The following is a 12684-nucleotide window of genomic DNA, read 5'->3' as shown; positions in this document are numbered from 1 at the left end:
CAAGGGTTGTCCCCGTTTCGGGCCGGCCCGCCGGCCGCGACGCTGGGCGCATGCCCCGACTGCGCGCCCTGCTCGCCACCCTCGCCGTCCTGGTCGCCGGCCTCGTCGGCGTCGGCACCGCCGCGAGCCCGCCGGCCCACGCCGACGAGTGCTACACCTGGCCGCGCACCCTGTCCGCGGGCGCGACCGGGGCCGACGTGGCCGAGCTGCAGGTCCGGGTGGCCGGGTGGGCCGGGTACGCCGTCAACATGGCCGTCGACGGCAGCTTCGGTGCGCAGACGTCCCAGGCCGTCCGGGGGTTCCAGGCCGCGCACGGGCTCAGCGCCGACGGCGTGGCCGGCCCGGCGACGTACGCCGCGATCTACGCGCTGCAGGACGCCGACTGCACGCCCGCCCACTTCTCCTGGGGCGAGGTCGACGGCGGCTGCGGCCAGGGCGGGTACGCCGGCGGGTCGGTCGGCGAGGCCACCGTGCGGCAGAACCTGCTGCGCGCGATGTGGCGGGCCGAGGCCCTGCGCGAGCGGATGGGCGGTGTGCCGCTGACCGTGACCTCCGGCTTCCGCTCCCAGTCCTGCGACCGCCAGGTCGGCGGCAGCGGCACCGGCCAGCACACCTACGGCACGGCGATCGACCTCGTGGGGGCGTCGTTCTGCGGCCTGGCCCAGAACGCCCGCTACACCGGCTTCGGCGGCATCTTCGGGCCCGGCTACCCCGGCCACGACGACCACGTGCACGTCGACGTGCGCGCCGGGCGCACCTGGAGCGCGCCGAGCTGCAGCGTCTCCCTCGGCGCGGCGACCAGGAGCTCTAACCTCGGCGGGTGACCGCCGCCCGCTCGCCCGACCCAACCCCGCTCCCCCGTCGGGTCCGGGTCGGGTACGGCGTCGGCTCGGTCGCCACCGGCGCCTTCGGCACCGTGCCGGGCCTGATGCTGCTGCCCTACCTCACCGACACCCTCGGGGTCGCGGCCCTGGTGGCCGGCGTCGTGGTCGTGCTGCCCAAGGCCTGGGACGTCGTGCTCAACCCGGTCGCCGGGCGCATCTCCGACCGCACCACCGACCCGCGCGGTCCGCGGCGGCCGTGGCTGCTGCGGGCCGGCGTCGCGCTGGCGATCACCTTCGCGCTGCTCTTCGCCGCGCCCGACCTGGGCTCGGCGGCGGCCGGTACGGCGTGGGTGCTGGTGGTGTTCCTGGCCTGCGCGTCGGCGTACGCGTTCTTCCAGGTGCCGTTCGTGGCCATGCCGGCCGAGATGACCGACGGGTACGCCGAGCGCACCCGGCTCATGACCTGGCGGGTCGCGGTGCTGGCCCTGACCATCCTGCTCGTCGGGGCGACCGCCCCGGCGATCCGCGACGCGGTGGGCGGTCGCGACGGCTACCGGCTGATGGGGTTCGTCGTCGCGCTCGTCATCCTCGTCGGCGTGCTCGGGGCCTACCTCGGCACCCGGGACGCGCCCGTCGGCACCGTCGAGCCGGGGCCGGGCGGCCTGCGCGACCAGCTGCGCGTCGTGGCGGGTGCACCGGCGTTCCGGGCCCTGCTCGTCACCTGGGTGCTGCAGGCGCTGGCCACCGGGTGCATGCTCGCGGGCGTCGACTACCTCGCCGGCGACGTGCTCGGCCGCGACGGCGCCGCGACGATCCTGTTCGCCTGCTTCGTGGGGCCGGCGCTGCTGCTCACGCCCGTGTGGGCCCGGCTGGGCGACCGCGTCGGCAAGCGCCGGGGGTACGCCGCCGCCTCGGTCGTGCTGGCCGCGGGCGCCGTGCTCGCCGCGACCGCCCGGGTCGCACCGACCGGGGTCGTGGTCGCCGCCGTGGCCCTCGTCGGCATCGGGTACGCCGGCTGCCAGGTCTTCCCGCTCGCGATGCTGCCCGACGTCGCGGCCGCCGACGCCGCGGCCACCGGCGAGAACCGCACGGGCGTCTACACCGGCGTCTGGACCGCGGGCGAGACCCTGGGCCTGGCTCTGGGGCCCGGGCTGTTCGCACTCGTGCTGGCGCTCGGGTCCTACCGGTCGAGCACCACCGGCGACCTCGTGCAGCCCGACAGCGCGCTGACCGCGATCACCCTCGGCTTCTCGGTGCTGCCGGCGCTGCTCGTCGTGGCCAGCCTGTGGTGGCTGGCCCGCTACCGCCTCGACGACGCCGCTCGCGACAAGATGGCCGCATGACCGAGCCCGCCCCGCCCGCCGACGACCTGCTCGCGCAGCTGCGCGCCCTGCAGGCCCGCGACCTGCCCGTGCACGGCGGCCGCACCCTGGCCTACGTCTACGACTCCGGGCTGGCCGAGGTCGACCGGGTCGGGCGCGAGGCCGTGGCGGCGTACGCCGGCAGCAACGGGCTCGACCCGACGGCCTTCCCGAGCCTGCTGGCCATGGAGAACGACCTGGTCGGCACGGCCGCCGACCTGCTCGACGGCCCCGAGGGCTGCGTCGGCAACGTGACCTCCGGCGGCACCGAGTCGGTGCTGTTGGCCGTGCAGGGCGCGCGCGACGCCCACGCCGTGCGCCACCCGGGGCCTGACCGACCCGCGCCGGCGATGGTGCTGCCCGACACCGCGCACGCGGCCTTCCACAAGGCCGCGCACTACTTCGGTGTGGAGGCCGTGCTCGTGCCGACCGGCGAGCGCACCGGCTGGCGGGCCGACGTCGAGGCGACCGCCGCCGCGCTCGACCTGCTCGGCGACCGGGCCGCGCTCGTGGTGGCCAGCGCGCCGTCGTACGCCCACGGGGTGGTGGACCCGGTGACCGAGCTGGCCGCGCTCGCCGCCGCCCGCGGCGTGCGCTGCCACGTCGACGCCTGCATCGGCGGGTGGGTGCTCCCCTGGGCCGCCCGCCAGGGCCGCGCCGTGCCGCCGTGGACCTTCGCCGTGGAGGGGGTCACCTCGATCTCGGTCGACCTGCACAAGTACGCCTACGCGCCCAAGGGCACCTCGGTGCTGCTGCACCGCACCGCGGCCCTGCGTCGGCCGCAGCTCTTCGCCAGCGCTGCGTGGCCGGGCTACACGATGCTCAACCCGACCCTGCAGTCGACGCGCTCGGGCGGGCCCCTGGCCGGCGCCTGGGCCGTGGTGCGCTCGATCGGGGACACGGGCTACGACCTCCTCGTCCGTGACGTGCTCGCCGCCGTCGACGCCATCGTGGCCGCGGCCACCGACATCCCGGGCTTGCGCGTGGTCGTGCCGCCCGACTCGAGCCTGGTCGCGCTGGCCACCGACGAGACGTGCGACGCCTTCACGGTGTGCGACGAGATGGCCGCGCGCGGGTGGTACGTCCAGCCCCAGATGTCGTTCGCCGGCCACCCGCCGACCGTGCACCTCTCGGTCAGCGCCGCGACCCGGCCGCACGTGCCCGAGCTGGTCACGGCCCTGGCCGCGTCGGTCGCGGCGGCGCAGGCCGCGGGGCCGGTGCAGGTCGACCCCGGCGTCGCGGCGTACGTCGGCGCCCTCGACCCCGCCGCCCTGACCGACGCCGACTTCGACGGCCTCCTCGACGCGGCCGGCCTGGGCGGCCCGTCCGACGGGGGCGGGCTCGACCTGCCGACCCGGATGGCCGAGGTCAACGCCCTCCTCGACCTGGCCGCACCCGCCCTGCGCGAGGCGGTGCTGGTCTCGTTCCTCGACCGCCTGCAGCGGCCGGTGCGCGGCGGCACGGGGTCGAGCGGCCCCGCCGCCTAGTCACTGGGGACCAGCAGGGGGGACCGTTCGCGGGGTGCCGCGCGGCGCCGGTCGTCCCTAGGCTCGGACGACGCCGCCCGCCGCCGGGGCCGTGGTGGCGGACCACCGGGAGACCCACATGGAGCGCGGCCGAGCGCGCCTGCAGCTGATCGAGCAGGCCAGCACCGCCGTCGGCGCGGCCGACGACGGGCCGCCCGAGCCTGCCCTCGCGCCCGTGGTGGCCACCGGACCCGACGACGGCCGGCTCGCCCACCGCGCCACCCACCGCCGCGACACGCCGGTGCCCTCGCGGCACGAGGCGGAGGGCCTGCTCGTCGGGTTCGTCGCCGACCTGCTCGACGCCCCCGACGGTGCCTCGGGCCGCGTGGTCGCCGGCCCGGAGGAGGCCGCGCTGGCCGTGCTGCGCGGCGCCCGCGACAGCCGGCCCGGCCTGCGGGTCGCGACCGTCGTGCTGCCGGCCTCGGCCCACCCCGCCTACTTCGCCGCGGCCGCCACCCTCGGACTGCTCCCCCTCGTCGCCCCGCTCGACGCTGACGGCCGGGCCTCGGTGGGCGCGACCACCCGGCTGCTGCGCGAGGACACCGTGCTCGTCGTCGCCTCCGCGCCGTCGTACACCCACGGCGTGGTCGACCCCGTCGCCTGGCTGGCCGCGGCGGCCGCGGTGCGCGGGCTGCCGCTGCACGTCGACGCGACCGGCGGAGGCTGGGCCGTGGCCCACGCCGAGCGCGCCGGCCGGGTCGGGCCGGGCTGGGGCTTCGCGGCCACCGGCGTCACCTCCGTCGCCCTGTCCGTCGGCCCCGAGGGTGGTGGGGCGGCCGACCTGGCCGTGCTGCTGCACCGCGACTCCGCCGGCGCCCGCGCCGCCGCCCCCACCGCCGTACGCCGCCGCGGACCGCTCGACCTGCCGGCGACGTGGTCGCGGCCCGGTGGCCTGCTCGGCGACGTGGTCGAGACCCTGCGGGAGATCGGCCACGACGGGTGCGCGGCGCTGGTGGACGACGCTCTCGCCGCGACGGCGGCGTTCGTGGCCGGCGTCGCGGCCCTCGACGGGGTCCGGCTGGTGGCCCGCCCCGCGGCCACGGTGGTCTCGCTGCGCACCGACGCGACCTGCGACGTGCTGACGCTGGCCGATGCCCTGCACCGGCGCGGCTGGACGACGCACCCCGTGCTGCCGGAGTCGGGCCCGCCGCTGCTGCGGGTGCCGGTGACCGCCGCGGTCCGCCCGGTCGTCGACGGGCTGCTGGAGGCGCTGGCCGAGGCGGTCGAGGAGGCGCGCGAGCGCGGCCCGGCCCAGGTCGACGCGACCCTCGAGCGGCTGCTGGACCACCTCGATCCCGACGACGTGCGCGACCACTCCGCCCACCTGCTGCTCGACGCCGCGGCCACGCTCGACGCGGTCGTCCCGGAGCACCCGGGGGCGCGGGCGGAGACCAACCTGCTGCTCGCCGCCGCGCGGCCCGGGGTGCGCGAGGCGCTCCTCGGGGTGCACCTCGACCGGCTGGTGCGGCCGGTACGGCCGGTGCGGCCGGTGCGGCCGGTGCGGACCGGTCAGGACCCCGCGACGACCGCCTCCACCGAGGCCAGGGAGTAGGCCCCGGCGTCGGAGCCGAGGCCGCGGGCGACCTGGCCCGCCGTGGCGCACCCGAGCCGGGCCGCGTCGGCCGGCGCCCGCCCCAGGGCGAGGCCGCGCAGATAGCCCGCGCTGAACGCGTCGCCACAGCCGGTGGTGTCGACCAGCTCGCCGTCGGGGATCGCGTACGCCGGCACCTCGACGACGTCCTCGGCGGTCACCACGAGCGCGCCCCGGGCGCCCTGGGTCACGGCCACGCACCCGGCGCCCGCCGCCACGAGCGCCCGGGCCCCGGCCGCCAGGTCGTCCTCGCCGGTGAAGCCGCGGACCTGCTCGTCGTTGGGCAGCAGGACGTCGGCGTGCGGGAGGGCGTCGGCGATCCAGGCCAGGAGGTCGGGGTCGCCCGGGGCGAGCACGTCGACCGAGGTGGTCATGCCCTGCGCCTGCGCCCAGGCCAGCAGCTCGCCGGCCGCGGGGCCCCCGAGGAACTCCGGGCCACCCAGGTGCAGGTGGGTCGTGCCCGCGAGCGCCGCCCGGTCGAGGTCGTCGAGGGTGAACGCGCCGTTGGCGCCGATGCAGTGCCACGCCGGCCGCTCGCCGCCCGGACGTACGGGGATGACCGAGGCGGAGGTCTGGTGGTCGGCCTTGCGGACCAGTCCGGTGGTGTCGACGCCCTCGCGGGCCAGCAGGACGAGGAGCAGGTCGCCCAGCGGGTCGTCGCCCACCGCGCCGTACGACGCCACGTCGGCGCCGAGGCGGGCGAGGACCACCGCCGTGCCGCCGGCGGTGCCGGCCGCCGAGGCCCGGATCGTCTCGACGAGCTGGCCGTCGGACCCGGCCGGGATCGACTCGATGCCGACGACGTGGGTGTCGAGGACGTGGACGCCGACGCAGGCGACCTTCATGGCTGGGCCTCCCGGGGGAGTGACGGCGGGGCGGGCTGGGTGGATCCGTAGCCGCGGGACAGGGCGGCCAGCACGACGGCCTCCTGCTCGGCGTGGGTGAGCGGGCGGGGCGTGCCGAGGGTGCTGGCCCGGTGGTGGAGGGCGGCCAGCCACTCCAGCAGCAGGGCGTGCTCGACGGCCTGGTCGAGGGTGGTGCCGACGGCCACGGAGCCGTGGTTGCCCATCAGGGCGGCCTGGCGGCCCGCGAGCGCGGCGCGGACGCCGGCGGCGAGCTCGGGGGAGCCGAAGGTGGCGTGGGGCGCGACCCGGACGGCCCCACCGAGGAGCAGCTGCTGGTAGTGCAGCACCGGCAGCTCGTCGAGCACGCAGGCCACGGCGGTCGACCACGGCGCGTGGGTGTGCACGACGGCGGTGGTGGTCGGCTGGTCGGCGTACACCCCGAGGTGGAGCTCGAGCTCGGAGGTCGGGCGCAGGCCGCCCTCGACGAGCCGGCCGTCGTGGTCGACGACCACCACGTCGCGGGCGCGGCACTCGGCGAGCACGACCCCGGTGGCGGTGACGGCCACCAGGTCGCGCACGCGGACGCTGACGTTGCCGGCGGTGCCGACCAGCAGCCCCTCGGCGGCCAGCCGCCGGGCCGCGGCGGCGACCTCGTCGCGGGCGCTCACGCCGGCTCCTCGGCGTACCGCTCGAGGTAGGCCGTCATCATCACGATGCCCTCCTCGACCAGCGCGGTGTCGCCGGTCCGGTCGTGCTCGTAGGCCAGCTGGAAGACCCTGTCGCCCACCTCGACCGCGAGCACCGCGGCGGCCTCCGGGAGGTCGGCCCGGGCCAGGCCGCCGTCGACCGCGACCTCGCGCAGCGTGCGGGCGATGCGGCCGTTGTGGGCGCGGCCGAAGGCGTGCACCGCGGTGTTGGTGCGTCCACGCAGGTAGATCTCCACGAACGCCGGGCGCCGGGCGTAGACCGTGGTGAAGGAGCGCATCACCGTCTCCACCAGCACCGCCACCGAGGTCGGCGCGACCCGGGCCACGTCGGCGACGACCTGCTCGTCCATCTCGGCCATGTCGCGCTCGGCCAGGGCGAGCAGCACGCCCTCCTTGTCGGCGAAGTACTGGTAGAGCGAGGCCACCGGCACCCCGGCGGCCTCGGCGATCTCGCGCGTGGTGATCGCCTCGACCCCGCGGTCCAGGACGAGGTCGGCGGTGGCCTCGAGGATCGCCTCCACCCGACGACGACTGCGCTCCTGCACCGGGGCGCGGCGCGCCGACTGCGGGGCCGTCTGGGCCGTCTGGGCCGTTGCCATGGACCTCTTCCCTCGTTGACCGGGAGACCGTAGGGTACGAGACCGAAATATGACACACGTTCAGGTTTGGAGCCAGCGATGACCGACGTCGACCTCTCCCGGCGCACGCTCCTCGGCGCGGCCGCGCTCACCGCCGGCGTCCCGATGGCCGTCGGCGCGCTCGCCGACGTCGAGGCCGAGGCCGCCGGGGGCACCGCACTGCGGGGCCCGCTGCCCCGCACGGTCGACGTGGTGGTCGTCGGGGGCGGCCTGGCCGGGCTCGTCGCGGCCCGCCGTGTCGCCCGCGGTGGCCGCTCGGTGCTGCTGGTCGAGGCCCGCCCCCGCGTCGGCGGTCGCCTGCTCAACCACGAGCTGGAGACCAAGGGCGCCGTGGTCGAGGCGGGCGGCGCGTTCATCGGGCCCACGCAGGACCACATCGCCCGGCTGGCCCGCGAGCTCGGCGTACCCACGTTCCGCGAGCACGCGGCCGGCAACAGCGTCTACGTCTCCTCGCTCACGGGGCGCCTGGAGTACTCCGGCACGGTGCCGCCCGACCCGACGATCCTCCCCGACGCCGCGCTGCTGCTGCAGAAGATCGACTCCTGTGCCGCCGAGATCGCCGTCGACGCCCCGTGGTCGCACCCGCGGGCCCGCGAGTGGGACTCGATGACCCTCGACCAGTTCATCCGCCGCAGCTCGCTGCTCAACCCCGCCGGCGTCTCCCACCTGATCGAGTCCTGGACCCAGCCGGGGTTCGGCGCCGACCCGCGCGAGCTGTCGTTCCTCTTCGTCCTCTGGTACGTCGCGTGCTCGGGCAACGAGCGCACGGTCGGCACCTTCTCCCGCAACTCCGACACCGTCGGCGGCGCGCAGGAGCGGCGGTTCGTCGGCGGCTCCCAGCTGGTGCCGATCCGGCTGGCCCGCCGGCTCGGCGACGTCGTCGCGCTCCGGGCGCCGGTGCGCAAGATCGTGCAGCGCGACGGCCGGGTGCGGGTGCACACCGCCCGCGGCGTGGTCACCGCACGGCGGGTCATCGTGGCCGCTCCCCCGCCCACCGTGCTCGGCATGGACTGGTTCCCCCGCCTGCCCCCGAGCCGCCGCCGGCTGCTCGAGCACGCCCACATGGGCAAGCTGATGAAGTGCGACGCCGTCTACCGCACGCCGTTCTGGCGCGCCGACGGCCTGAGCGGGTTCGGCATCAACGACACCGGCGCCGCCCGCGTCGTCTTCGACAACTGCCCGCCGGCCGGCAGCCCCGGCGTGCTGCTCGCCTTCGTCGGCGGCGACACCTGGCGCCGCTACGGGCGCCTGCCGCTCGCCGAGCGCCGGCAGGCGGTGCTGCAGGGGTTCGCGGCCATGTTCGGGCCCGAGGCGCTGCGCCCGGTCGAGTACACCGAGCACGACTGGACCAAGGAGCGCTGGACCGGCGGCGGCCCGACCGCGATCCACGCCGCCGACCGGTCGTTCAGCACGCTCGGCCCGGCGATCCGGCGGCCCTTCGGCCGGGTGCACTGGGCCGGCACCGAGACCGCGACCTACTGGAGCGGCTACATGGACGGCGCCGTCCGCTCCGGCGAGCGGGCCGCGCTCGAGGTCCTGGAGAAGCTGCGGTGAGGCGGCTGCTGCTGCCGGTGCTGCTGGTCCTCGTCGCCGCGCTGACCGCCGTGCCGACCGCGGCCCCAGCCCAGGCCGCCCGGGCCGCCCAGGCCGCCCAGGCCGACCCCACCTTCACGACGCGGGTCTTCTCGCTCGTCCCCGGGCCGGGGCGGGCGGCGTACGTGCACGTGGCCCGCAACGGCCGCGTCTACGCCGGCACCTACGCCGACGAGGGCAGCCGGCGCTCGAGGGTCCACGAGTGGACCGCCGACGGCACGCTGCTGCGGTCCTGGACCGTGCCCGGGCAGCGGCTCGGCGTCGAGCACGGCGTGCAGGTCGCCAACGAGACCCGCGACGGCAGGCTCGTGCTGCTCGAGACCTCCATCCCCGCGGTGCTGACGCTCGACGTGCGCACCGGCCGGTTCGAGCGGGTGGCCAGGTTCCCCGCCGGCGCGTCCCCCAACTACGCCACCTGGGGCCCGAGGCACCTGTTCGTCACCGACTACGCCGCCGGCGTCGTCTACCGGGTCCGCCGCAACGGTCGGGTGGAGCCGTGGTTCCGCTCGGCCGGGCTGGAGGGGATCGCCGGGTTCGGCACGACCGGCATCGTCTACGACCGGCGCCGCGGCGCCTTCCTCCTCACCCAGCAGACGACCGCCCGCACCACGACCCAGGGGCTGCTCTACTCCCTCCCCGTGCGCCGCGGTCGCCCCGGCCGGCTCACGCCGCTGTGGACCTCCCGGCCGACGGACCTGCCCGACGGCTTCGGCGTCGGACGCTCGGGCCGCCTGTACGTCGCCAACGCCGGCCTCACCGCGCAGCTGGTCGTGCTCTCCCCCACCGGCCAGGAGCTGCGCCGCTTCCCCGACGTGCCGCTGACCGGCGACAACGGCTCGCCCGTCCCGTTCGACACCCCGAGCAACGCCACCTTCCTCGGCACCCGCGTGCTCGTGGCCAACCAGTCGGCCATCGCCGGCAACGACGCCCACCAGGCGATCCTCTCCGTCGAGGTCGGCGAGCGCGGCCGCCCGCCCCACCTGCCGCGCTCCGCGCGCTTCGTCCTGCGACGCTGACCCGGTCGCATGCCCCCAGGGGTGTCGGCCGACAGGCAACTCACCGTCCGCACCTCTTCTCCGCCCGAATGCGGGCGGGGAAGAGCACCGGGCGGTGAGGGAGTGCCCCGGGCCGGCCGACGAGCCCCGCTACCGTCACCGGCATGAGCGCCCTCGCCGACCTCGTCGACCGGGGCCTGGTCGCCCCCGACTGGGCCGAGGCCCTGGCGCCGGTCGACGAGCAGCTGGCGGCGGCGCTGGCCCTCGTGCGCGAGGAGGCGGCGGCGGGACGGACCGTCCTGCCGGCCGACGACCTCGTGCTGCGCGCGTTCCGGGCACCGCTGGCCGGCGTCCGCGTGCTGCTGGTCGGCCAGGACCCCTACCCGACGCCGGGACACCCGATCGGCCTCAGCTTCGCCGTCGAGCGGCACGTGCGTCCGCTGCCGGCGAGCCTGCGCAACGTCTACCGCGAGCTGTCCTCCGACCTCGGCGTGACGCCACCCGAGCACGGGGACCTCACGGCCTGGGCCGCGCAGGGCGTCATGCTCCTCAACCGGGTCCTGACGGTCCGGGCCGGGGAGGCCGGGTCGCACCGGCGGCGGGGCTGGGAGCCGGTGACCGAGCACGCGGTGCGCGTCCTGGCGGCGCGGGCGGCCGCCGGGCAGCCGATGGCCGCGGTGCTCTGGGGCGCCGACGCCCGCCGGCTCGAGCCGTGGCTCGCGCCGGTGCCGTGCGTGGTCTCGGGGCACCCCTCGCCGCTGTCGGCCAACCGGGGCGGGTTCTTCGGCACCCGGCCCTTCTCGACGGTCGACGGGCTGCTGCTCGAGCAGGGCGCCGATCCGATCGACTGGGCCGCGATCGGCCGACCCGAGGAATGAAATTCAAGTTTCAACTATTGTGGTGGACATGACCGACCGCATGCCCGCCCTCTACCTCGGCCACGGCGCACCGCCCCTGCTCGACGACCCGGTGTGGTCCGCCCAGCTGGCCGGGTGGGCCCGCGACCTCCCGCGCCCGCGCGCGATCCTCATCGTCAGCGCGCACTGGGAGTCCGCCCCGGTGTCGCTGTCGGCGAGCCGCGCCCCGCTCGTCTACGACTTCGGCGGCTTCGACCGCAAGTACTACGAGATGACCTACGAGACCCCCGACGCCACCTGGCTGGCCGACCGGGTCACGGCGATGATGCCGGCCTCCGAGCCGGTGCACCAGCACACCGAGCGCGGGCTCGACCACGGCGCCTGGGTGCCGCTGCGGATCATGTACCCCGCGGGCGACGTCCCGGTGCTGCAGATGTCGCTGCCCACCCACGACCCCGAGCGGCTGCTCGCCCTCGGCGCCCGGCTGCGCGGCCTGCGTGACGAGGGCGTGCTCATCATCGGGTCGGGCTTCCTGACCCACGGCCTGCCGTTCCTCACCGAGTTCCGCATCGACGCGACCCCGCCGGGCTGGTCGGTCGACTTCGACGCCTGGGCCGCCGAGGCCCTGGCCCGCGGCGACGTCGACGCCCTCGCCGACATCCGGCACCGGGCGCCCGGCATGCCCTACGCCCACCCGACCGTCGAGCACTACTCGCCGCTCTTCGTCACCCTCGGGGCGGCCACCGACCCCGCCGCTCCGGGCGAGCAGGTGATCGACGGGTTCTGGATGGGCCTGTCCAAGCGGTCGCTCCAGGTGGCCTGACCACCCCTCGGGCGGGGGTCCGGCCCGTCGGCCGCTGGCAGGCTGGCCGCATGAGGACAGCAGTGCTCGGGACCGGGATCATGGGCGCCGGCATGGCGCGTTCGCTCGCCCGGGAGGGCCACGACGTCGCGGTGTGGAACCGCACCGCCACCAAGGCCGAGGCCCTCGCCGCCGACCTGGCCGACCAGCCCGGCGGCGTACGCGCAGCGGCGTCGGTGGCCGAGGCCGTCGAGGGTGCCGAGGTCGTCGTCACCATGCTGTACGACGCCGACAGCGTGCTCGAGGTCGCCGACGAGCTCGTCGGGGCGCTCGACCCGGGGGCGGTCTGGCTGCAGGCCACCACCGTCGGCCCCGACGGCGCGCGCCGCATCGGCGAGCGGTCCGACCGGCTCGTCGACGCGCCGGTGCTGGGCACCCGCAAGCCCGCGGAGGACGGCGCGCTCGTCGTGCTGGCCTCCGGCCCGTCGGCGCTGGTCGACGCCGCCGGTCCCGCCCTCGACGCCATGGGTTCCCGGGTCGTCGACGCCGGCCCCGACGTGGGCCAGGCCAGCGCCCTCAAGCTCGCCTGCAACTCCTGGGTCGCGCTCCTCACCGCCGGCACCGCCCAGGCCCTCGGCCTGGCCCGCGCCCTCGGCGTCGACCCCGGCCTCTTCCTCGACGCGATCGGGGGCGGCGCCGTCGACACGCCGTACGCCCACCTGAAGGGCGCGGCCATGCTCGGCGGCGACGACGTCGACGGCCCGGTCTCCTTCGCCCTCGACGGCGTCCGCAAGGACCTTGGTCTCATGGTCGAGGCGGCCGGCGGCGCGGGCTTCCCCGACGAGCTGCTGCGGGCCGTGCGCGGCGCGTTCGACCGGGCCTCCGAGGCCGGGCACGGCGCGGCCGACATGGCCGCCGTGCGCACGGCGTTCGAGGCGTAGGGAC

12 protein-coding genes are annotated in these 12684 nt (G+C 76.8%); 9 read left to right on the top strand and 3 right to left on the bottom strand.

The window, feature by feature from the left end; all coding sequences use genetic code 11:
* Positions 1–50: 50 nt before the first annotated feature.
* The 4 genes from FJQ57_RS02025 (at position 51) to FJQ57_RS02010 (ending at position 5263) form a co-directional block, all read left to right on the top strand.
* Entirely contained in the window at positions 51–824 is a 774-nt protein-coding gene (locus FJQ57_RS02025) for a M15 family metallopeptidase (protein WP_139977576.1), read from the top strand.
* Positions 821–2167: an MFS transporter gene (locus tag FJQ57_RS02020; protein ID WP_139977575.1), complete on the top strand. Its 1347-nt coding sequence runs from the start codon at positions 821–823 to the stop codon at positions 2165–2167. The genes FJQ57_RS02025 and FJQ57_RS02020 overlap by 4 nt, the downstream gene beginning before the upstream one ends.
* Positions 2164–3672 (top strand): pyridoxal phosphate-dependent decarboxylase family protein, encoded by a 1509-nt coding sequence (locus tag FJQ57_RS23510; RefSeq protein ID WP_139977574.1) that lies wholly within the window; start codon positions 2164–2166, stop codon positions 3670–3672. Before FJQ57_RS02020 ends, FJQ57_RS23510 begins: the two co-directional genes overlap by 4 nt.
* 118 nt (positions 3673–3790) lie before the next feature.
* On the top strand, positions 3791–5263 hold the full coding sequence (locus FJQ57_RS02010; protein ID WP_139977573.1) for an aspartate aminotransferase family protein: 1473 nt from the start codon (positions 3791–3793) through the stop codon (positions 5261–5263).
* On the opposite strand, the gene FJQ57_RS02005 is transcribed toward FJQ57_RS02010, so the two are convergent.
* Genes FJQ57_RS02005 through FJQ57_RS01995 form a run of 3 tightly spaced genes read right to left on the bottom strand, consistent with a single transcriptional unit; the run spans position 5221 to position 7453 of the window.
* Positions 5221–6147: a carbohydrate kinase family protein gene (locus FJQ57_RS02005; RefSeq protein WP_139977572.1), complete on the bottom strand. Its 927-nt coding sequence runs from the start codon at positions 6145–6147 to the stop codon at positions 5221–5223. The genes FJQ57_RS02010 and FJQ57_RS02005 overlap by 43 nt on opposite strands.
* Positions 6144–6815 (bottom strand): class II aldolase/adducin family protein, encoded by a 672-nt coding sequence (locus tag FJQ57_RS02000; RefSeq protein ID WP_139977571.1) that lies wholly within the window; start codon positions 6813–6815, stop codon positions 6144–6146. Before FJQ57_RS02000 ends, FJQ57_RS02005 begins: the two co-directional genes overlap by 4 nt.
* On the bottom strand, positions 6812–7453 hold the full coding sequence (locus FJQ57_RS01995; protein WP_139977570.1) for a TetR/AcrR family transcriptional regulator: 642 nt from the start codon (positions 7451–7453) through the stop codon (positions 6812–6814). The genes FJQ57_RS02000 and FJQ57_RS01995 overlap by 4 nt, the downstream gene beginning before the upstream one ends.
* A gap of 78 nt (positions 7454–7531) precedes the next feature.
* On the opposite strand from FJQ57_RS01995, the gene FJQ57_RS01990 reads away from it, so the two are divergent.
* From FJQ57_RS01990 to FJQ57_RS01970, 5 genes are all read left to right on the top strand, one after another.
* Positions 7532–9046: a flavin monoamine oxidase family protein gene (locus FJQ57_RS01990; RefSeq protein WP_139977569.1), complete on the top strand. Its 1515-nt coding sequence runs from the start codon at positions 7532–7534 to the stop codon at positions 9044–9046.
* Positions 9043–10101 carry an SMP-30/gluconolactonase/LRE family protein gene (locus FJQ57_RS01985; RefSeq protein WP_139977568.1) on the top strand — a complete coding sequence of 353 codons (1059 nt, stop codon included), beginning with the start codon at positions 9043–9045 and terminating at the stop codon, positions 10099–10101. Before FJQ57_RS01990 ends, FJQ57_RS01985 begins: the two co-directional genes overlap by 4 nt.
* Before the next feature lie 143 nt (positions 10102–10244).
* Positions 10245–10958 carry a uracil-DNA glycosylase gene (locus FJQ57_RS01980; RefSeq protein ID WP_139977567.1) on the top strand — a complete coding sequence of 238 codons (714 nt, stop codon included), beginning with the start codon at positions 10245–10247 and terminating at the stop codon, positions 10956–10958.
* 28 nt (positions 10959–10986) lie between these two features.
* Positions 10987–11760, top strand: coding sequence for a dioxygenase family protein (locus tag FJQ57_RS01975; RefSeq protein WP_211348719.1), 774 nt, complete (start codon positions 10987–10989; stop codon positions 11758–11760).
* Positions 11761–11810: 50 nt separating this feature from the next.
* Positions 11811–12680: an NAD(P)-dependent oxidoreductase gene (locus FJQ57_RS01970; protein ID WP_139977566.1), complete on the top strand. Its 870-nt coding sequence runs from the start codon at positions 11811–11813 to the stop codon at positions 12678–12680.
* Positions 12681–12684: the final 4 nt, after the last annotated feature.

It is taken from the genome of Nocardioides litoris (genome assembly GCF_006346315.1).
GTDB lineage: Bacteria > Actinomycetota > Actinomycetes > Propionibacteriales > Nocardioidaceae > Nocardioides > Nocardioides litoris.
The sequence above is the reverse complement of the archived record's forward strand: the minus strand, read 5'-3'. Positions and strand labels throughout refer to the sequence as shown.